Origin of the sequence: Flavobacterium keumense (assembly GCF_029866485.1) — a bacterium.
GTDB classification, from domain to species: domain Bacteria; phylum Bacteroidota; class Bacteroidia; order Flavobacteriales; family Flavobacteriaceae; genus Flavobacterium; species Flavobacterium keumense.
In genome coordinates this window covers 1,596,344-1,617,419 of sequence record NZ_CP092332.1, presented here as the reverse complement: position 1 = coordinate 1,617,419, position 21,076 = coordinate 1,596,344, and the positions used below count along the sequence as shown (strand labels likewise).

Genomic DNA, 21,076 nt, shown 5'->3' with positions numbered 1-21,076 from the left:
CCTAAAAATAAAAAATGTAATTTTGCCCACCTTTCCAACTATTGAAAGTCTACTATTATGAGAACGAAGTCTTTAAAGAAAAATAAAATCAATGTAATTACCCTAGGATGTTCTAAAAACATCTACGATAGTGAAGTTTTAATGGGGCAACTTCGTGCCAGCGGCAAAGAAGTAGAACACGAAGCACCTGAAGCTGAAGAAGGCAACATTATTGTAATTAACACCTGTGGTTTTATTGATAATGCAAAAGCGGAATCAGTGAATATGATTTTAGAATATGCTGATAAAAAAGAACGTGGATTAGTAGATAAAGTTTTTGTAACCGGATGTTTATCGGAACGTTACAGACCCGATTTAGAAAAAGAGATTCCGAATGTAGATCAGTTTTTTGGCACCACCGAATTACCGCAACTTTTAAAAGCTTTAGGGGCAGATTATAAGCATGAATTATTAGGTGAACGTTTAACTACCACGCCAAAAAATTATGCTTATTTAAAAATAGCTGAGGGTTGTGATAGACCTTGTAGTTTTTGTGCTATTCCGTTAATGAGAGGAAAACACGTTTCACAACCTATTGAAAAATTGGTTAAAGAAGCCGAAGGTTTAGCTAAAGACGGAGTGAAAGAATTGATTTTAATTGCCCAAGACTTAACATATTATGGCCTTGACATTTACAAAAAAAGAAATCTAGCCGAGTTATTAGAAGCTCTAGTAAAAGTGGAAGGAATTGAATGGATTCGTTTGCATTATGCCTTTCCTACTGGATTTCCAATGGATGTTTTAGAGGTAATGAAGCGTGAACCAAAGATTTGTAATTATATCGATATTCCGTTGCAACACATTTCTGATTCTATTTTAAAATCTATGAAACGGGGAACGACTCAAGCCAAAACAACTCAGTTGTTGAAAGATTTTAGAGCAGCAGTTCCTGGTATAGCTATCAGAACTACTTTGATTGTTGGCTATCCTGGAGAAACTAAAGAAGATTTTGAAATCTTAAAAGAATTTGTTCAGGAAATGAAATTTGACAGAATGGGATGTTTTGCCTATTCACATGAAGAAAATACTTCGGCCTATCTATTGGAAGATGATGTTCCAGATACTGTAAAACAAGAACGCGCGAATGAAATTATGGAATTGCAATCGCAAATTTCTTGGGATTTGAACCAAGAAAAAGTAGGTCAAACTTTCAAATGCATCATTGACCGAAAAGAAGGTGGACACTTTGTTGGTCGTACTGAATATGATAGCCCTGATGTTGACAATGAAGTCCTAATTGACGCTACTCAACACTATCTAAAAACAGGAGAGTTTGTCACTATCAAAATCATCGAAGCAACCGAATTTGATTTGTATGGTGAACCCATATAAAGTTTAAATTCTTTTGTTAAATTTGATTCAAAATTAATTTTTTATGAAAAATAAATTCACCCTCATTCTAATAATAGCTTTATTTTTTAGCTGCACTTCAATTTTTGCTCAATATGGTGGTTATGGAGGATATGGAGGATATGGCGGTTATGGAGGATACGGAGGCTATGGCAGCAGAATGGGTGCCATGGGCGGAATGGGCGGAATGAATCAACATCCTGATAAACCAAAAGAAATTCCTGTTGAAGTTACTGTTAGTAAAATCATGGAACAATTAAAACCCGAACTACAATTAGATGCTCTACAAGAAATTGCTGTTGCAAATATACTTACTGAAAGTATTAAGTCTCAAGGTGCAATAATGAAACAAGAAATTAGTCAAGATGATAAAATTAAAGAAATTCAAACACTATCAGAACTTACTGATTCTAAAATTAAACAACTGCTAACCCAAACTCAAAAAGAGAAGTATAAGGCTATGCAAGAGGATGCAAAAAATCCAAAAAAATCAAAGAAAAAAAAGAAAGACGCAACTACTGATTCCAATTAAGTTCAAAAAAAGCCATGAAAAAATATTTGCTATATTTTTTTGTAATTACAATTATTTCTTCATGCGGTACCCATCCGTTTCGATCAAGTGAAAAATCATACAAAAGTCAATTACGGGGTTTTCAAAAGAAGCTTTCCTCAAAAAAAACGACCCCGCTAGAAAACGGAATTAATCCTGAATGGATTAGTACTGTTAATTTTAATCTTCGCAAACCCAACTTTATCATTATTCATCATACAGCACAGGATTCACTTCAACAAACCATTAGAACATTCACATTACCAAAAACGCAGGTAAGTGCTCATTACGTAATTAGTGATGATGGAAAAGTGGTTCAAATGCTAAATGATTATTTAAGAGCTTGGCATGGAGGAAATGCAAGTTGGGGAAAAAACACAGATATTAATTCAACTTCCATCGGAATAGAACTAGATAATAACGGTACTGAACCTTTTTCAGACAACCAAATTAACAGCTTACTAGCTCTTCTTTCCAGATTAAAAAAAGAATACAACATACCAACTCAAAATATAATTGCTCATTCAGATATTGCTCCTACAAGAAAATCAGACCCAAGTGTTTTATTCCCCTGGAAACTCTTAGCCGATTCAGGATTTGGAGTTTGGTCAGATAATGAAATAAAAGAAGCGCCACAAGATTTTAATATTGAACAAGGTTTACGTATTATTGGATACGATACCCGAAACCTTTCTTCTGCTATCAAAGCATTTAAACTTCACTATATCCAAACAGAAGTGAACGATATATTAGATCCTAAAACAATAAACACAATTTACTGCATCTATAAAAAACAATAACTTATTCTATAACTATATATAAAAAAACTGCCCAAAAACTATTACCATAGCCTTTGAGCAGTTCTCCTACTATTTAAAACACCATTGTCTCTTGAAATAAGTCAGAAACAACACAACACAACTTAGTAATTAAAAACCGTACACCATTGCCAATGCAAATTGAGAAGCTGATTTTGTTGGATTACCATTAGAAGTATAGAAACTATCTTCCGATGCATTATCCAATCGTATTTCTGGAATAAATGTTAATCCTCCTGATTTCAAATTAGCTGACAACGTAAAGGCTGAAACCGAAATGTCTGTAGTCTTAGATTTAAACGATTCTGCACGTAATCCCAATCCAAAAGAATCAGATATAGCAACAGATGGATAAATTGCTACACCTGTATAACCAGTTCCGCTTGTTACACCAGAAAAATCAGCTGCATTTAACCCTAATTTAAATTTAGGAGATACTTGATACGCAGTAGTTAAATCGACAATTGTTCCACTTTCAGAGCCTGTTAGTAAATTAATGTACGCTGTAAATCCTTCGGCTGGAGTAACTGCTAATTGAGCTCCAAAAGCATTTAAACCAAATTTAGGAGTAGCTTGATATGTGTTCCATTGATCATTAAATAATCCCGCCATCAAACTTACTTTACTAGATACAACATAATTAGCTTTTATCCCAGCATTTTGAAATGGCCCATTAGTAAACAAATAAGACGTTGAATAATGGAAGTTTCCGAGAGGTGAAATTACTTCATATCCTATAAATGTTCCCATATATCCTGCTGTTAAACTTAATTTATCCGATGCGGCATAAGTTGCATACAAATTTTGAATATGAAATGATTGACCATTTACATCAGGAATAGATTGTCCTGCTCCTCTAGGCCCAAAAGACACTTCACCAACAAATGAAGTCTTTCCAGTTTTTTTCTTTAAGACTACATCAATCATACCTAAGGATAATGAATTTTGATCTGTAGCAAAACTTGTTGGAATATTAGCTGTTTTTGCAAAATCGTATTTCCAATACGCATCAGCAGATCCTGAAATTTCTAACGGGGTGTCTTGAGCAAAGGCAAATGTACTTGATAGTACCAAAGCGAAGATGGTAATTACTTTTTTCATGTCGAATTAATTTTAATTTACTATTAGTTTATTTTAAGAAATTGAAATTATTCAGTGTATCGAAATCATATAATTTATCTCTCTCAAATAACAACTGAATTATTTTTTGTTTCTGAAGCAAAACTATCAACTTTTATCAATTAAAAAGATAAAATGATAAATTATATTCAACAGTATAAGCATTTTTATCAAATTCAAAATAAAATTCGCAAAAAATATAAATTTACAATTTAAAACACTATTAAATTAAGGTGTTTATAATTAAAAAATAACGACAACCCCCTATTTTTTTTACTTAATTATATTTTTACAACAAAAAAACAAGTATTTTAAACCAATATTATAACATAATAATACAATTACCCCCTATTTTTTTGGGGTATGTAATTATTTAAATCATACCACTACAAAAAAACCACCTCATTAAAAGTGGTTTTAAAATTTATAATAATAACTATTTATAAAGGAATATTACCGTGTTTACGATTTGGAGTTATGCTCGCTTTGTTTTCTAACATGCTAAATGCTTTGATGATTTTTTTACGAGTATCTTGTGGTAAGATTACCTCATCTACAAACCCACGTTGTGCAGCTGTATATGGATTTGCAAACAAATCGGCATATTCAGCTTCTTTTTCTAATAATTTGGCAGCAGGATCCGGAGCTTCACTAATTTCTTTTTTAAAGATAATTTCACTCGCTCCTTTTGCACCCATAACTGCAATTTCGGCAGATGGCCATGCAAAATTCATATCGGCACCAATGTGTTTAGAGTTCATCACATCATAAGCACCTCCATAGGCTTTTCGTGTAATTACGGTTACTCTTGGTACCGTAGCCTCACTTAAAGCGTACAACAATTTAGCCCCATGCACAATGATTCCATTCCATTCTTGGTCTGTTCCTGGCAAAAAACCTGGCACATCAACCACTACTAGTAACGGAATGTTAAAACAATCGCAAAAACGCGTGAATCGTGCTGCCTTGATCGATGAATTTACATCCAATACACCCGCTAAAATCATAGGCTGATTAGCAATAATACCAACACTACGCCCACCTATTCTTGAAAAACCTACAATAATGTTTTCTGCGTAATTCTTATGGATTTCAAAAAATGAATCTTCGTCAATAATACCTGAAATCACTTCGTGCATATCGTACGGCTTGTTAGGATTATCTGGAATTATAGCCCCTAATTTCTCTCTTATTTCATCATTAAGTATGTAAGACAAATTTTTAGGCTTTTCTTTATTGGATTGGGGCAAATAGCTCAACAAACGCTTTATATCTTCCAAACATTCCACATCATTAGCCGAAGTGCAATGAGCCACTCCTGACTTAGTAGAATGAGTACTTGCTCCTCCTAATTCTTCGGAAGTTACGGTTTCATTAGTTACTGTTTTAACCACATTAGGCCCGGTAACAAACATATAGCTCGTATCTTCCACCATCATCGTAAAATCGGTCATAGCTGGTGAATACACCGCTCCTCCGGCACAAGGCCCCATAATAGCTGATATTTGCGGAATTACTCCCGAAGCTTGAACGTTTCTATAAAAGATATCAGCATAGCCTCCAAGAGAACGAACTCCTTCTTGAATACGAGCACCTCCTGAATCATTCAACCCAATCATTGGGGCACCTACTTTTAGTGCCATGTCCATTACTTTACATATTTTCTCTGCATGAGTTTCAGACAATGACCCCCCAAAAACGGTAAAATCTTGTGCAAAAACATAGACTAATCTCCCATTAATATTCCCATAACCCGTAACAACTCCATCTCCCAAATACACTTCATTTTCGATACCAAAATCGGTTGTTCTATGTGTAACCAACATCCCGATTTCTTCAAACGTACCTTCGTCCAACAAATAATCAATACGTTCTCTAGCAGTTAACTTTTTATTCGAATGTTGTTTTGCAATTCTATTCTTTCCTCCACCCAAATGAGCTTCAGCAATTTTATCTTGTACTATTTTTATTTTTGATTCCATACTTTATTGAATTGGTAAGCGTACGATTTTTTGATCTTTAAAATACTGTTGTAACGCTACCATAGCAGCGATTTGAGCTTCTTTTAGGGTTTGCTCTTTTAGCTTTTCAACGCTGTAATATTTTTTTACAAAATGCGTATCGAAGTTTCCTGAACGAAATGCCTCATGTTCAAAAACAAATTTTCCAAAAGGCAAAGTGGTTGAAACACCTTCTACCTTATAATTATCAATTGCCTGAATCATGGTTTGAATTGCTTCTTCACGTGTTGCCCCATAAGCAATCAATTTAGACAACATCGGATCGTAATAAATTGGAATATCCATTCCTTGCTCAAAACCATTATCAACTCGAATTCCTTCTCCAACCGGCAGCTGATATACATCCAAATGCCCCACGCTTGGTAAGAAATCATTCAAAGGGTCTTCGGCATATACACGTAATTCAACAGCATGACCTTTTATTTTTAAATCTTCTTGTTTAATAGATAATACTTCACCACGAGCCACTTGAATTTGCATTTCAACCAAGTCTACACCTGAAATAATTTCAGTTACAGGATGTTCTACTTGTAAACGAGTATTCATTTCTAAGAAATAGAAATTATTATTTTCGTCTAATAAAAACTCAACGGTTCCTGCTCCTAAATAATCACATGATTTAGCTACTAATACAGCCGCTTCTCCCATTTGCTTACGCAATTCAGGTGTTAGTACTGAGGAAGGCGCTTCTTCTATTACTTTCTGATGACGTCTTTGAACACTACACTCTCTTTCAAAAAGATAAAGAATATTCCCGTGACTATCGGCCATTACTTGAATTTCTATATGTCTTGGAGAAGCTACGTATTTTTCAATAAAAACAGAACCATCTCCAAAAGCCGCAACGGCTTCACTAATTGCTCTGTCCATTTGCGATTCAAAATCAGCTTCTTTCTCTACCACACGCATTCCTTTTCCTCCACCTCCAGCCGAAGCTTTAATTAAAATTGGAAAACCAATTGAAGTAGCCACTTCTTTTGCTTTTTCAATATCAGTAATCGCTTCATCATAACCAGGAACCATGGGAATATTGTATTGTTTCACTGCGTCTTTAGCCGCTAACTTACTTCCCATTATTTTAATGGCTTTGGATTTTGGACCAATGAAAATGATATTATTTTTTTCAGCTTCTTCGGCAAAATCAGCGTTTTCACTCAAGAAACCATATCCTGGATGAATCGCATCTGCTCCTAACGATTTTGCAACCTCTATTATTTTACTTCCTTGTAAATAGGACTGGCTTGAAGGTGCTTCTCCTATACAAACTGCTTCATCTGCAAATTTTACATGAGGGGCATTTCTATCAATTGTTGAATACACCGCTACTGTTTTTATTCCCATTTTTCGAGCTGTTTTCATTACTCGAATGGCTATTTCACCTCTATTGGCAACTACTATTTTCTTCATAATTTACTCGAATTCAATTAATAATTGTCCTTTATCCACAGCATCGCCAACAGCCACCGAAATAGTTTTAATCACACCATCGCGTGGTGAAAGAAAACTGTTTTCCATTTTCATGGCACCAAGAATAATCAAATTATCATTTTCTTTCACTTCTTGCCCTATCGAAACGCTAATTTCAAGAATCAATCCTGGCATTGGCGCTTTGATAGCATTGACTTGTTTAGTCTGTCCCGTTTCAAATCCCATTTCTTTAATTAAAATATCCAAAGGATTTGAAATAGCAACAGTGTAACTATTCCCATTAACCAAAACGGTATATCTTTTTTGATGAAAATCAGCTTCAACAACAGAAGCTTTATAAGAAGTGTTTTCATTTAAAATGTGAAATTGATTCGATCCCACACTTACCGCATCGAATTGTGAAACACTTTTAGAATCCATATCAAAATGGAAAGTGTCGTTTACATTTACTTTATAACCAATACTCATAGGTATATTTTTTTATTGGTTGTAAATGTATTTATTTATCTAAATTTTATTTAGATTCTTTCAAGTATCTTTGCTAAATTAATATAGTTTTTATAAAAAAAGTAAAAATACTACAAGACTAACAATCCTAATGCTTTTAAAGAACATATCGGTTTTGAAAACCAAAACAATTCAAAATCATTGAATTCTTTTTCATAATCAGCTTTAAGTTCTTGCATTGGAGTCGTTTTTGAATTGGAAACTGAAATCACATCTAAGATTTTCACAAACCATTCTCCCTCTTTTTGGTTGATTTGAATAGTAAACTTTTCTTTTTTATCGTGAAATGTTAATTGCATTATTTCCCAAGAGTTTCCTTTTTTAGTTTTTGTAAAACTACTTACAGTCGGTTTTCCACCTAACCAAACTATTTTAGCATTGGGCTTACTATAGAAATTAGTTTCTTCTTCTAAAGCATCATAAATAAAATCAGGTCGAATGGTAGTTTTAGGAATTTTAAAGTCAAACCAATCTTGCAAATCGTAATCCAAACAGATACCATGCATAAAATTGAATAATGATTTTTTTAAGCCGAAACTAAATTGTTCATGATCTATACCTGTACTATCATTGTAAGCAAGATCGTTGTTAGCAAAAGTCCCAACTGTGTTTGAGTCCTTAGTAACACCAAATTTTTCTGGATACATCCCTACCGGACTGTGAGCTGTCATAGCAAATTGGTGCCAAAATCCCGATTGTAATACGCCAGCTTCAAATAATTGGCGGACCATTTCTAAACTATCCACCGTTTCCTGAATGGTTTGTGTGGGATAGCCATACATTAAATAAGCATGAACCATTACTCCCGCTTCGGTAAAATTGCGCGTTACTTTCGCGACTTGTTCCACTGTTACACCTTTATCAATTAATTGCAACAATCTGTCGGAAGCCACTTCGAGTCCTCCTGAAACGGCAATACAACCCGAAGCTTTTAGCAACAAACACAAATCCTTGGTAAAGCTTTTCTCAAAACGAATATTCGTCCACCAAGTCACTGCTAATTTACGGCGCAAGATTTCTAATGCTAGTTCACGCATTAAGGCTGGAGGAGCAGCTTCGTCTACAAAATGAAAGCCTGTTTGGCCTGTTTGAGCCATCATTTCTTCCATTCGGTCACACAAAATTCCGGCGGCGATAGGTTCGTACACTTTAATATAGTCCAAAGAGATGTCGCAAAAAGTGCATTTTCCCCAATAACAACCGTGTGCCATGGTCAATTTATTCCAACGTCCATCACTCCACATGCGATGCATCGGATTCACGATTTCAATTACCGAAATGTATTTATCCAACAGTAAATCTGAATAATCAGGTGTTCCTACTTGTGATTGTTTGTAATCGTGTCGAGGGGAATTATTTTTATACACCACTTTGCCATTTTCCAACAAAAAAGTGCGTTTGAATTCGGTATTCGTTCTGGATTCTAAATTTTCTAGAATCAATTCAATCGGCAATTCGCCGTCATCTAAGGAAATAAAGTCAAAAAACTCAAAAACTCGTTCGTCTGAAAGGGAACGCAATTCGGTATTGGCAAAACCACCACCCATCAAAATTTTAATTTTAGGATAATTTTCTTTAACCCATTGAGCAGTACGAAAAGCGGCATACAAATTCCCTGGAAAAGGAACTGAAACTAAAAATACCGTAGGTTGGATGGTTTCTAATTTTACTTTCAAAATCGAAAGCAAAATGTTATCAATATAAGTAGGTTGATTTTGTAAGGCTTCGTACAATTCATCAAATGAATTAGCGCTTCTACCTAAACGTTCGGCGTAACGACTAAATCCAAAATTAGGATCAACACATTCTACAATAAAATCCGAAATATCTTCAAGATACAAGGTAGCCAAATGCTTTGCTTTATCATGTGTCCCCATAGTACCGAAAGCCCAATCCAATTCTTCCAATTGCTCAAATCGAGACGCCTCTGGCAAAAAATCTTCTTGACAAATTGACAAAGCCAAGGTAGGATTCTTTCCTTGTAAAAAAGCAATAACCGAATCAATCGTTTTAATATATTCGTCTTGAAGCGCAAAAATACGTTGTGCATTTTCAGAAAAAATTTCCTCTTGAAATTTAGAACTGGAGACTTGAAACAAATCTTGTAATCCTTTTTTAGAAAACAAAGCCAAAATGACTTCTATCCCTAAATCGGCTTGTTCTGACGCTATATTTTTGGTATTCAAAAAACCTTTAATATAAGCCGTTGCTGGATACGGAGTATTCAGTTGTGTAAACGGTGGCGTAACAAGGAATAGTTTTGTTTTCAAAAATTATTTGATTTTGAAAACAAAAGTAAGAGTTATTTATTATTAAATCTATATTAACATATTCAATTATATTTTATTAGATTTGAATTTAGAAATCCTAAATCCAACAAGAATTAATGCTAAAAAAACATTTCTTTTTACTATTCGCTGTAGTATTTAATTTATACATCAATACGATTCAATCACAAACTATTCAATGGCAAAAATCTCTTGGCGGAAGTAAAGTAGAGTGGAATGATGTAATAGAATTAACAAATGATGACAACTACTTATTAGGAGGATACTCTGAATCTAACATTTCAGGTGATAAATCTACTAATTCTAAAGGTGATGGAGACTATTGGATTATCAAAATTGACAAATCTAATGGAAGTATTATTTGGGAAAAATCTTTTGGAGGTAATGATTTTGATCATTTAACTTCTACACAACAAACTTCAGATGGAGGGTATATTGTAGCCGGATATAGTTCTTCTGGGAATAATGGAGATAAAACTGAAGCCTCTAGAGGTTATGATGATTATTGGGTCATCAAACTTGATTCTAACAGAAATATTGTTTGGCAAAAAACATATGGTGGAAATAGTAGTGACAGATTAAACAGCATAATTGTAACAGACGATGGGGGGTATCTTTTGGGAGGCACATCAGAATCTAACATTTCAGGTGAAAAAACGGAAAACTCAAAAGGATCTAAAGATTTTTGGATAATCAAAATCAATAGTTCTGGAACTATAGAATGGAATAGAACTTATGGAGGAAATGGATCGGATGAATTAACAAATGTCATTAAAGGAATTGATGGAGGATATGTTTTAGCAGGCAGTTCAGATTCTAATATATCTGGTGACAAATCAGAAAATTCAAGAGGTGCTCAGGATTTATGGATATTAAAAATTAATGATTCTGGTAGTATCATTTGGCAAAAAACAATAGGAGGAAACAATGGAGATAATTTATCGTGCATAAAAGCAACACTTGATAATAATTATATTCTAGGAGCTACTTCGGGTTCTGGTATTTCTGGAGAAAAAACCGAAAACGCTGCTGTAGTTGATGGATGGATTATTAAGATAAGTGCAAATGGTGCCATTATTTGGCAAAAAGACATTGGAGGAAATGACACTGATACATTATCAGCTATCAGACAAACTAAAAATGGTGGTTACTTAATTGCTTTAGTATCATATTCTAATATTTCAGGAAACAAAACTGAAAACGGATTTGGAGATAGCGATTATTGGGTCGTTAAACTTAACGAATTAGGAAATTTTGAATGGGACAAAACTATCGGAGGGAATAATATAGATCAAATTCATGCCATTTTAGAAGACAATTCCGGTGCAATTGTTGTTTCAGGTTGGTCACAATCAGGAATTTCAGGTAATAAAACTGTAGACACAAATGGACAACGTGATTTTTGGATAGTTAAAATTGGCAAATGTGATCAAAATTTAACAATTTCAAGCAACTCTCCTTTATGCAGTAGAAACACCCTTGAACTCAAAGCCAGCGGAGGAACTAATTACAATTGGACTGGACCCAATGGTTTTAGTTCTACACTTCAAAACCCTGTAATTCCTAATACATCTATAGCTAATAGTGGTCAATACAGTTGTGCTATAACAGGAACTGGAGATTGTAATGGCACACTAACCACAGATGTTGTTATAGGTGATACTACTCCACCCGTGCCCAACATCACAACATTACCAACTATAAATGGTGATTGTAGCACTACAATACCAATTCCTTTTGCAACAGATTCTTGTGATGGCTTAATTACAGCTACTACTTCTAATTCAATCACTAATCTTTCTCAAGGAACACATACAATTGTATGGAAATACACTGACTCTAATAATAACAGTGCGACTCAAAACCAAATAGTAAATATTTCAAACCAATCTATTACCTCAGTTTCATCCCCTCAAAATTTCTGTATTCAACAAAATGCTACTTTAAATAATATCAGTATTACTGGTCAAAATATAAAATGGTATGATGCCTTGACTAATGGAAATTATTTAAACAACACCACTTTATTGCAAAACGAGACAACCTATTACGCCTCACAAACCATTAATGGATGCGAAAGTGACAGAATACCTGTGCGAATCAATATTCAAACTACTGCTACTCCTTCTGCAGATTCAAATCAAAATTTTTGTGCCAGTCAAAATGCTACTTTATCTTCAATTTCAATCTTTGGTACAAGTATAAAATGGTATGATATAAATGGAAATAATTTAATTAATTCTACTCCTTTACAAAACAACCAATTGTATTATGCAACACAAACCATTAATAATTGTGAAAGTAATTCAAAGCTCCCTATTTCTATTTTTATTATTAACCCGTTTTTGGCAACAGATTTTGAAAATTCATTTTGTGACAACTCAAATGATACTACTGAACTTATTAATCTTAATGACTATAATTCCAATCTAATTGTCAATCCAAACGACTATAGTTTCAATTATTATACTACTTTGTCAGGAGCAGAAAATGAATTATCTACTGCGAGAATAACCAACCCTAATAATTACACCATAACACTTGGTGAAAATAAAATTTATGTTCGTATCAATTCAAACACACCCTGCTATGCAATTGCGGAACTAAAATTATCTCTTTTTTCAAAACCTAACATCTTGATTAATGACTTGGTGCCTATATGTGAAAATAGTTCAATCACTATCAATGCAGGAACTAATTTCACCAACTACCTTTGGTCAACTGGTGCTACTTCTCCTTCTGTTATAATAGCCAATCCTGGAGATTATAGTGTTTTAGTTTCTAAAGATTATAGCACTATTTCTTGTTCAGCTACTAAAAATTTTAGTGTAAAAAAATCAACTATAGCTAAAATTACTTCTATTGAAACTAAAGATTGGACAGATAGTAATAATAACATTATCGTTTACACAACAGGCACAGGTGATTATGAGTATTCGTTAGATGGAATTCAATATCAAAACAACAATGAATTTTTTAATTTAGTTAATGGAAAATATACGGTATCTGTAAGAGACAAAAACGGCTGTGGAACAGTTACCGATGAAGTTTACCTATTGATGTATCCCAAATTTTTCACTCCAAACGGAGATGGATTCAATGATACTTGGAAAATTAAATTTTCAGATAATGAAAATGATATTATTATAAAGATATTTGACCGTTATGGTAAACTGATCAAAGAATTGAGTCAAAATAATTCTTGGGACGGAACTTATATAGGAAATCAACTCCCTGCTGATGATTATTGGTTTACAGTAATTCGCCCTAGTACAAATTCAGAATATAAAGGCCATTTTAGTTTGAAAAGATAAAAATTTAAAACTGATGTTCTTTTTTGCTGATCACCAAAAGAGAAATTACCGAAATCAAAGCGGCTGCTGAAAGATAATAACCCACAAAGGTTAAACCATAATTAGCAGCAATCCAAATAGCAATCATTGGAGCAAATGCTGCGCCTATAATTCCTGCCAAATTGAATGTTAATGAAGCTCCCGAATAACGAACCGTTGTAGGAAACAATTCGGAAAGAAAAGTACCTATTGGACCGTATGTGAATCCCATTAATGCCATTCCCAAACACAAAAAGAACGTCACTAAAATAGTGCTTCCAGAGTTCAAAAATGCAGAAAAGAACAAACCAAAAATAGCAATAGCTAACGAAGCGTAAATCAACATTTTTCTACGTCCAATTTTATCTGCAATTACTGCCGAAATTGGAATAAATGCCGCAAAAAACAATACTGAAAACAATTGCATTAAAAGGGCTTCTTTGTTAGAGAATTTCAATTCTTTTGTATTCCAATTTAGCATAAATACTGTCATTAAATAAAAAACCACAAAAGTAGTTACAGCCGCAAAAGTTCCAAATAATAATTCTTTTCGATATGATTTCAATAAAGTCACAAAAGGTATTTTAACTTCTTTCTGCTCTTGTTTTGCATTTTCAAAAGCAGTGGTTTCTGTAATTTTTAAACGAATATAAAATCCAACCAAAACCAATAAAGAACTTGCTATAAATGGAATTCTCCATCCATATCCCATAAAATCTTCAGGATTTAGTGAATTAGTTAAAATCAAAAATGTACCTCCTGAAAGCAACAACCCTATTGGTGCACCCAATTGCGGAAACATCCCGAACCAGGCGCGCTTATGAGCTGGTGCATTTTCGATCGCTAACAACACCGCTCCGCCCCACTCGCCTCCAAGTCCGACACCTTGTCCAAAACGACACATCATTAATAATATAGGAGCAATAATTCCAACACTTGCATAACTTGGCAAAAATCCAATACAAACTGTAGAGAATCCCATAGTTAACAAAGCAACTACCAAGGTTGTTTTGCGACCAATTTTATCTCCGTAATGCCCAAAAACAGCAGACCCAATAGGACGAGCAAAAAAAGCAATCGAAAAAGTCGCTAACGATTGTAAAACCGAAGTCGTTTTATCCGTTCCAGGAAAGAAAAGTTGTGGAAACACTAATACTGCTGCATTAGCATAAATATAAAAATCAAAAAACTCAATCGTAGTTCCAATTAAGCTCCCGAAGAGTACGTGTTGTAAGGAATTCTCAGATTGTGGTGTTGTGTTCATTTATTTTGGGGTATTAATATGTTTTCAAACGAGTATAAAAATGCTACTATTTTTCCAAAGGCACAACTATTTAGTTCCAATATTTTTTTAGTATTTTTACTCCAAACAAAATCCAACATGCCAACTGACTGTATAACCTATCAAAATTCAGGCTATTTTTCTTCTTTGATCAACGACTATTTAGATCAAAAATCCAGTCTAAATTTGCTATACAATCGGTTTCCAACAATAGAAAACTTTGAAGCACAAATCGCTGAAAAAGAGGCGAACTACAACCATGACAATCGAAAATTATTGGTTAGTGTTTTACAAAAACAATATCAAAACATCGCAATATCTAAAGCTATTCAAAAAAACATTGCAGCTTTAGGTCAATCCAATACGTTTACTATCACTACGGGGCATCAATTGAATTTGTTTAGTGGTCCCTTGTATTTTTTATACAAAATCATTTCCACTATCAATTTGGCTTCCGAACTAAAATCAAAATATCCCCAGTCGAATTTTGTACCCATCTATTGGATGGCAACCGAAGACCATGATTTTGAAGAAATCAACTATTTCAATTTCAAAGGCAAAAAATTCCATTGGAACAAAGAAAGTTCTGGACCTGTTGGCCGATTATCAACTGAAGGATTGGATGCCGTTTTTGAAGTTTTTGCACAAGAGTTAGGTTCAAATTCCAATGCACAAAAAATCAAAGAACTCTTTCAAAAATCGTATTTAGAACACACTAATTTGGCTGAAGCCACTCGATTTCTGGCCAATGAACTTTTTAACGACTATGGCTTAGTAATTATCGACGCAGATGACGCCAACTTGAAACGCGTTTTAATTCCGTACATAAAAGAAGAAGTAGAAAATCAAACGTCGTTCCAAGAGGTAACTGCAACCATTGAAAAACTAAACGAATATTCCATTCAAGTCAACCCTCGTGAAATCAACTTATTTTACATTGAAAACAACTTGAGGGAGCGAATTATTTTAGAAAATGGCAGTTATAAAATCAACCATACTAATTTATCTTTTTCCAAAGAAGCGCTATTTGAATTGGTAGAAACCCATCCAGAAAAATTCAGTCCGAATGTTATCTTGCGTCCTTTGTACCAAGAAGTTCTTTTACCGAATTTATGCTATATTGGCGGAGGAGGCGAGATTGCCTATTGGTTAGAATTACAAACTTTTTTCAATGCTGTAAATGTAAGTTTCCCCATCTTGTTGGTTCGTAACTCTGTTGTATTAGCGACTGAAAAGCAAATCAAAAAAGCAGACGATTTACACCTTTCTTGGGCTGATTTATTTAGTCAGCAGAATGATTTAGTCACAAAAAAAACTAAAGTCCTTTCTGAAATTGACTTGGATTTATCAGATGTAAAAGAACAGCTAAAAAAACAATTTGAAGCATTGTATAGCATTGCAAAACAAACTGACGATTCTTTCCTTGGCGCACTAAAAGCACAAGAAACCAAACAAATCAAAGGAATCGAACACTTAGAAAAAAGATTACTCAAAGCGCAAAAAAGAAAATTGGCAGACGTATTAAACCGAATTACTCAATTGCAAAATGAATTATTCCCCAACCAAAGTTTACAAGAACGCCAAACTAATTTTTCAGAGTTTTATTTGGAAAATGGAGAACTATTGATTCCCGCTTTAATTAAGAAACTTAAACCTTTGGAACAACGTTTTGAAGTACTGATTCTATAATTCTAATTATTTATAAAAATTTATTTTTTAGTTAATTTTGTTACATAAATAACAAAAAATTAGTATTTTTGAATTCCAAATTAATAATTATATAAAAAATGGCAACAAATAGAACTTTTACCATGATTAAACCCGATGCGGTTAAAAATGGGCATATTGGAAACATATTGGCAATGATTACCAATGCCGGATTCAAAATTGTTTCTCTAAAATTAACACAATTAACCGTAGCAGATGCTCAAGCATTTTATGCAGTACACAGCGAACGTCCTTTTTACGAAGAATTGGTAGAGTTCATGTCAAGCGGACCAATTGTTGCCGCTATTTTAGAGAAAGAAAATGCCGTAAGTGATTTCAGAACCTTAATTGGAGCTACTAACCCTGCCGAAGCTGCCGAAGGAACTATCCGTAAATTGTATGCTACCTCTATGGGAGAAAATGCGGTTCACGGTTCTGATAGTGATGAAAATGCTGCTATTGAAAGCGCTTTTCACTTTGCTGGAAGAGAGCAATTTTAATCTAGACCGTTAGGTTATTAGAAAATTAGACTTCTTAGATTTTATAAAAATAGAAACCCATTTCAATAGAAATGGGTTTTCTTATATATCTAACTTTCTAACTTTCTAAAAATCTAGAAATCTAAGTAATCTATCGTAACACTACATCCTTAATCACTTCTCGTTGCAATTCCTCATTTATCATCGCAATAATTTTAGATTTGCCATGACTTAATTCTTCACGTAAAACTGAGGAAGTTAACTCAACGTACAAAGTACTGCCTCGCAAGGCAATATTTTTAGTGTAACTATTAACGCCATTCCCCATTAGGTTTTGCCACGCCCCTTTGACATCCATCTGATCCATTCCAGACTGCAATTTATTCACTTGAATAATTTGCTTTAAAACATCACCAACTGTACTTTGATTACTTAGCCTTTTTGCCATCACCCAAAATATTTATAGCCGTTGCTTTCTTGTAATGGTATTCTTTTTTTTGTGAATTCAACACCACCAATTCATCTGCTGTCAAAGCAACAATCTCTTCGGTATATTTCATATAAGGTGTTACATAATCCAAATAAGCTTTGTCGTCTTTAAAACGAACGCTAACTTTTTCATAGGTATCATCTACTAAAAAAGTGCCATCTAATTGAGGAGCTACTTTTTTTCGGATTCCTTGATTATTTTTATCTATTTGGAAATAATCATAATTTTGATTGGCACCATATTCTTTGTCTTCGCCTTGATAAAAAACTACTTTTTCAATTTCCCAATAGCCGTTAATTTTAGGAATATCCGTAGATTGTATTTGCTGCTTACAGCTCACCAAAAGAAATGAAAACAATATTACTTTAACTAAATTCTTCATACTGCTATTTTTTAGTATTCACTCTTTTATACAAACCCAGGAAGAAAAACACCAAGCCTACTACTAAGGACAAATAATACACAGGAATGCTTTGTTCCCGAATCACATTGGCCAAAACAAAGGAAATTACACTTATAAAGTAAAAAGCCATTGGGCTTAATTTTCCAAAAAAACTCATCGTATATTATTTAAAAAAACTATCTACAAACTCGAATTTATTGAACACTTGTAAATCTTCGATTCCTTCTCCTACTCCAATATATTTTACTGGAATTTGAAATTGATCAGAGATTCCAATAACAACACCACCTTTGGCTGTTCCGTCTAATTTGGTTACTGCTAGAGAAGTTACTTCAGTAGCAGCTGTGAATTGTTTGGCTTGTTCAAAAGCATTCTGACCTGTAGAACCGTCCAAAACTAATAAAACATCGTGTGGAGCATCTCCTACTACTTTTTGCATAACACGTTTTACTTTGGTCAATTCGTTCATCAAATTCACTTTATTATGCAAACGTCCTGCTGTATCAATTATAACGACATCTGCATCTTGTGCCACTGCTGACTGCAACGTATCAAATGCTACCGAAGCGGGGTCACTTCCCATATTTTGTCTTACAATTGGCACCCCAACTCGATCAGCCCAAATTTGCAATTGGTCAATGGCTGCGGCACGAAAAGTATCTGCTGCACCTAACACTACCTTATGACCTGCTTTTTTGAATTGGTAAGCTAATTTTCCAATGGTAGTCGTTTTCCCTACTCCATTCACACCCACTACCATTAAAACATAAGGCTTAGTTGGTATTGGAGTAACAAATTCTGTAGCCTCAGCTGAATTCGTTTCAGAAAGCAAACCTGCTATTTCTTCACGAAGAATTTGATTCAATTCGCCCACACCCAAATACTTATCTGAAGCCACACGAGCTTCGATACGTTGTATTACTTTTAACGTAGTATTCACACCCACATCAGAAGAAATAAGGATATCTTCTAAATTATCTAAAACTTCATCATCTACTTTTGATTTACCCGCTACCGCTTTGGATAACTTGGAAAAAAAAGTAGTTTTTGACTTTTCAAGACCTTTGTCTAAGGATTGCTTCTCCTGTTCGTTAAGACTTTCGTCCTTTTTCTCGGAAGAAAATATTCTTTTGAAAAAACTCATGCTGTAAAAGTATTATTTATAAATGATTTAGGATCAAAAATAGATTTTATTATTCGAAGGGTAAATATAGAAAATAAAAAAGCTACTTCCGACTGAAAGTAGCTTTTCTATATACTGTTAATGTAAATTATTTCTTTTTCAAGAATTCATCAACTGCTTCAGGAGCCATAATAGATTCAACGAATGTATATGCACCAGTTTTTGGAGATTTTACCATTTTGATGGCTTTTGATAATCTCTTAGAAGCTGTTTGTAACGATGCTACGGTTTTCTTTGCCATGATTCAAATGTTATTTGAAATTAATACTATCTACAGATTGTATCTAATCGCTAATTATTATTTAATTTCTTTATGAACTGTTACTCTTTTCAAGATTGGATTGAATTTTTTAATCTCTAATCTATCTGGAGTGTTTTTTTTGTTCTTAGTTGTAATATATCTTGAAGTACCTGCAATACCTGTTGCTTTATGCTCAGTACATTCTAAAATTACTTGGATTCTGTTACCTTTCTTTGCCATCTTGCTCTATATTTATTTAGGAAAAGATTATTTAATAAACCCTTCTGCTTGTGCTTTTTTCAAAACAGCAGCAATTCCATTTTTATTAATTGTTTTTATCGTAGATGCTGCTACTCTAAGAGTAATCCATCTATCTTCTTCTGGAAGATAAAAACGCTTTTTAACTAAGTTCACAGAAAACTTTCTCTTAGTTTTGTTCATAGCGTGAGAAACGTTATTTCCTACCATCGCTCTTTTACCTGTAAGGTCACAAACTCTTGACATTATTCTTTATCTTTTATCGTTATTCAAAATCAGGGTGCAAAGAAAAGAAAAATAAACGGATCAAACAAAAAAATTAAGACAGATTTTTTAAAATTTCTTTTTGCAGCATTTCCAAACTCTTAATCACTGCTCTATCTATCACTTTTTCACGGGGTTGACCAAAATTAAATTCTTCAACAAGCACACTATTTGGAGTTGCCAAAGCAATACACACAGTTCCCACTTCGGCATCACCATCTCCTTTTGTTGGCCCCGCATTTCCTGTCGTTGCGATAGCATAATCCGTTTGCATCATTTTCTGCACACTCAAAGCCATTGCTGAAGCAACTTCTTTACTCACCACCGAATGTTCCGCTATAAATGCATCTGAAATCCCTAGCACTTTTGACTTCACCTCGGTAGCATATGCCACTACACTTCCTTTAAAATATGCTGAAGCACCCGGAACAGAAGCAACTAGTTGAGCTATTTTTCCGCCTGTACAGCTTTCTGCCGTGGCTATAGTTTTGCCATTCTCTTTTAACATTTTACCCAAAACAACTTCTATAGTCGCATCTTCTTCAAATCCTACAATTATATCATGAATAATGGCATCCAGTGATTTCACGTTTGTAGCAATTGCTTCTTCTAATTGTTCTTTATCTTCTCCTCTAGCTGTCAAACGCAAACGCACTCGCCCCGGACTTGGCAAATAGGCCAACTTAATGCATTGGGGTAATTGATTTTCCCAATCTTCGATTCGTTCTGCCACATGACTTTCACCTTGACCATACGTCAAAATCGTTTTATGTACTATATAAGGACGTTGGTATTCGCGAACCAATTTAGGAATGACTTGATTTTCTATCAAATATTTCATTTCATAAGGTACGCCCGGTAAGGAAATAAAAACCGTATTCTCTTTCTTAATCCACATTCCTGGCGCTGTACCAACTTGGTTATACAACACCGTACATTTTGAAGGAACTAAAGCTTGGTCTTTATTAATTTGAGAAGCTACTCGACCTAAAGCACGTTCTATCAAATCAATTACATGATTTTCAACTTCAGCATTTCGAACTAAAGTATCTTCAAAATATTCGCAAAAGGTATGTTTGGTAATATCGTCTTTTGTTGGACCTAACCCTCCTGTAATAACCACCACTTCTACTTTATTTTGAAGTAAAGCAAATGTATCTAAAATATGTTGCCTATCATCTGAAATAGAAAGCATTTCATGAGTTTCAATTCCAATTTTATCCAACGATTTGGCTATAAATCCTGAATTCGTATCAACGATTTGACCGATTAAAATCTCATCTCCAATAGTAACTATTGCTGCTTTCATTTTTGAAT

19 protein-coding genes are annotated in these 21,076 nt (G+C 34.0%); 6 read left to right on the top strand and 13 right to left on the bottom strand.

Features of this window, described 5'->3' with window-relative positions; genetic code table 11:
• The first annotated feature begins 57 nt into the window (after positions 1-57).
• The 3 genes from rimO to MG292_RS07240 are packed head-to-tail and all read left to right on the top strand — an operon-like array spanning position 58 to position 2,739.
• Positions 58-1,371, top strand: a complete 1,314-nt coding sequence (gene rimO, locus MG292_RS07250; protein ID WP_264533388.1) for a 30S ribosomal protein S12 methylthiotransferase RimO — start codon at positions 58-60, stop codon at positions 1,369-1,371.
• Positions 1,372-1,414: 43 nt separating this feature from the next.
• Entirely contained in the window at positions 1,415-1,921 is a 507-nt protein-coding gene (locus MG292_RS07245; protein ID WP_264533389.1) for a hypothetical protein, read from the top strand.
• Between the two features lie 14 nt (positions 1,922-1,935).
• On the top strand, positions 1,936-2,739 hold the full coding sequence (locus tag MG292_RS07240; RefSeq protein ID WP_264533390.1) for an N-acetylmuramoyl-L-alanine amidase: 804 nt from the start codon (positions 1,936-1,938) through the stop codon (positions 2,737-2,739).
• Between the two features lie 129 nt (positions 2,740-2,868).
• Here MG292_RS07240 and MG292_RS07235 read toward each other — a convergent pair whose 3' ends face one another.
• The 5 genes from MG292_RS07235 to MG292_RS07215 form a co-directional block, all read right to left on the bottom strand.
• Positions 2,869-3,858 carry a porin gene (locus MG292_RS07235; protein ID WP_264533391.1) on the bottom strand — a complete coding sequence of 330 codons (990 nt, stop codon included), beginning with the start codon at positions 3,856-3,858 and terminating at the stop codon, positions 2,869-2,871.
• A 458-nt stretch (positions 3,859-4,316) separates the two neighbouring features.
• The gene (locus tag MG292_RS07230) at positions 4,317-5,858 is read right to left on the bottom strand and encodes an acyl-CoA carboxylase subunit beta (protein ID WP_264533392.1); all 1,542 of its coding nucleotides are present in this window, start codon (positions 5,856-5,858) and stop codon (positions 4,317-4,319) included.
• A gap of 3 nt (positions 5,859-5,861) precedes the next feature.
• Entirely contained in the window at positions 5,862-7,304 is a 1,443-nt protein-coding gene (gene accC, locus MG292_RS07225; RefSeq protein ID WP_264533393.1) for an acetyl-CoA carboxylase biotin carboxylase subunit, read from the bottom strand.
• A gap of 3 nt (positions 7,305-7,307) precedes the next feature.
• Positions 7,308-7,793 carry an acyl-CoA carboxylase biotin carboxyl carrier protein subunit gene (locus MG292_RS07220; protein WP_264533394.1) on the bottom strand — a complete coding sequence of 162 codons (486 nt, stop codon included), beginning with the start codon at positions 7,791-7,793 and terminating at the stop codon, positions 7,308-7,310.
• 110 nt (positions 7,794-7,903) lie between these two features.
• Positions 7,904-10,102 (bottom strand): B12-binding domain-containing radical SAM protein, encoded by a 2,199-nt coding sequence (locus MG292_RS07215; protein WP_264533395.1) that lies wholly within the window; start codon positions 10,100-10,102, stop codon positions 7,904-7,906.
• Positions 10,103-10,218: 116 nt separating this feature from the next.
• On the opposite strand from MG292_RS07215, the gene MG292_RS07210 reads away from it, so the two are divergent.
• Positions 10,219-13,434, top strand: coding sequence for a T9SS type B sorting domain-containing protein (locus MG292_RS07210; protein WP_264533396.1), 3,216 nt, complete (start codon positions 10,219-10,221; stop codon positions 13,432-13,434).
• A gap of 4 nt (positions 13,435-13,438) precedes the next feature.
• On the opposite strand, the gene MG292_RS07205 is transcribed toward MG292_RS07210, so the two are convergent.
• Positions 13,439-14,716 (bottom strand): MFS transporter, encoded by a 1,278-nt coding sequence (locus MG292_RS07205; protein WP_264533397.1) that lies wholly within the window; start codon positions 14,714-14,716, stop codon positions 13,439-13,441.
• Positions 14,717-14,833: 117 nt separating this feature from the next.
• Between MG292_RS07205 and bshC the strand changes: the two genes are divergently transcribed.
• Both bshC and MG292_RS07195 read left to right on the top strand, forming a co-directional pair.
• Complete coding sequence (gene bshC / locus MG292_RS07200) at positions 14,834-16,423, top strand: bacillithiol biosynthesis cysteine-adding enzyme BshC (RefSeq protein WP_264533398.1); 1,590 nt, start codon at positions 14,834-14,836, stop codon at positions 16,421-16,423.
• A gap of 98 nt (positions 16,424-16,521) precedes the next feature.
• Positions 16,522-16,941, top strand: coding sequence for a nucleoside-diphosphate kinase (locus MG292_RS07195; protein WP_264533399.1), 420 nt, complete (start codon positions 16,522-16,524; stop codon positions 16,939-16,941).
• A 130-nt stretch (positions 16,942-17,071) separates the two neighbouring features.
• On the opposite strand, the gene MG292_RS07190 is transcribed toward MG292_RS07195, so the two are convergent.
• The 7 genes from MG292_RS07190 to MG292_RS07160 all read right to left on the bottom strand — a co-directional run bounded on the left by MG292_RS07190 (position 17,072) and on the right by MG292_RS07160 (position 21,068).
• The gene (locus tag MG292_RS07190; RefSeq protein WP_264533400.1) at positions 17,072-17,368 is read right to left on the bottom strand and encodes a DciA family protein; all 297 of its coding nucleotides are present in this window, start codon (positions 17,366-17,368) and stop codon (positions 17,072-17,074) included.
• A complete protein-coding gene (locus tag MG292_RS07185; protein ID WP_264533401.1) occupies positions 17,349-17,792 on the bottom strand; it encodes a lipocalin family protein in 444 nt (147 codons plus the stop codon). The genes MG292_RS07190 and MG292_RS07185 overlap by 20 nt, the downstream gene beginning before the upstream one ends.
• 184 nt (positions 17,793-17,976) lie before the next feature.
• A complete protein-coding gene (ftsY, locus tag MG292_RS07180; RefSeq protein WP_264533402.1) occupies positions 17,977-18,957 on the bottom strand; it encodes a signal recognition particle-docking protein FtsY in 981 nt (326 codons plus the stop codon).
• Between the two features lie 127 nt (positions 18,958-19,084).
• Positions 19,085-19,237, bottom strand: a complete 153-nt coding sequence (locus MG292_RS07175) for a DUF4295 domain-containing protein (RefSeq protein WP_066310049.1) — start codon at positions 19,235-19,237, stop codon at positions 19,085-19,087.
• Between the two features lie 57 nt (positions 19,238-19,294).
• Positions 19,295-19,477 (bottom strand): 50S ribosomal protein L33, encoded by a 183-nt coding sequence (rpmG, locus tag MG292_RS07170; RefSeq protein ID WP_264533403.1) that lies wholly within the window; start codon positions 19,475-19,477, stop codon positions 19,295-19,297.
• 27 nt (positions 19,478-19,504) lie between these two features.
• Positions 19,505-19,741, bottom strand: coding sequence for a 50S ribosomal protein L28 (gene rpmB / locus MG292_RS07165; RefSeq protein WP_091259039.1), 237 nt, complete (start codon positions 19,739-19,741; stop codon positions 19,505-19,507).
• 73 nt (positions 19,742-19,814) lie between these two features.
• Positions 19,815-21,068: a CinA family nicotinamide mononucleotide deamidase-related protein gene (locus tag MG292_RS07160; RefSeq protein ID WP_264533404.1), complete on the bottom strand. Its 1,254-nt coding sequence runs from the start codon at positions 21,066-21,068 to the stop codon at positions 19,815-19,817.
• Between the last annotated feature and the right edge of the window lie 8 nt (positions 21,069-21,076).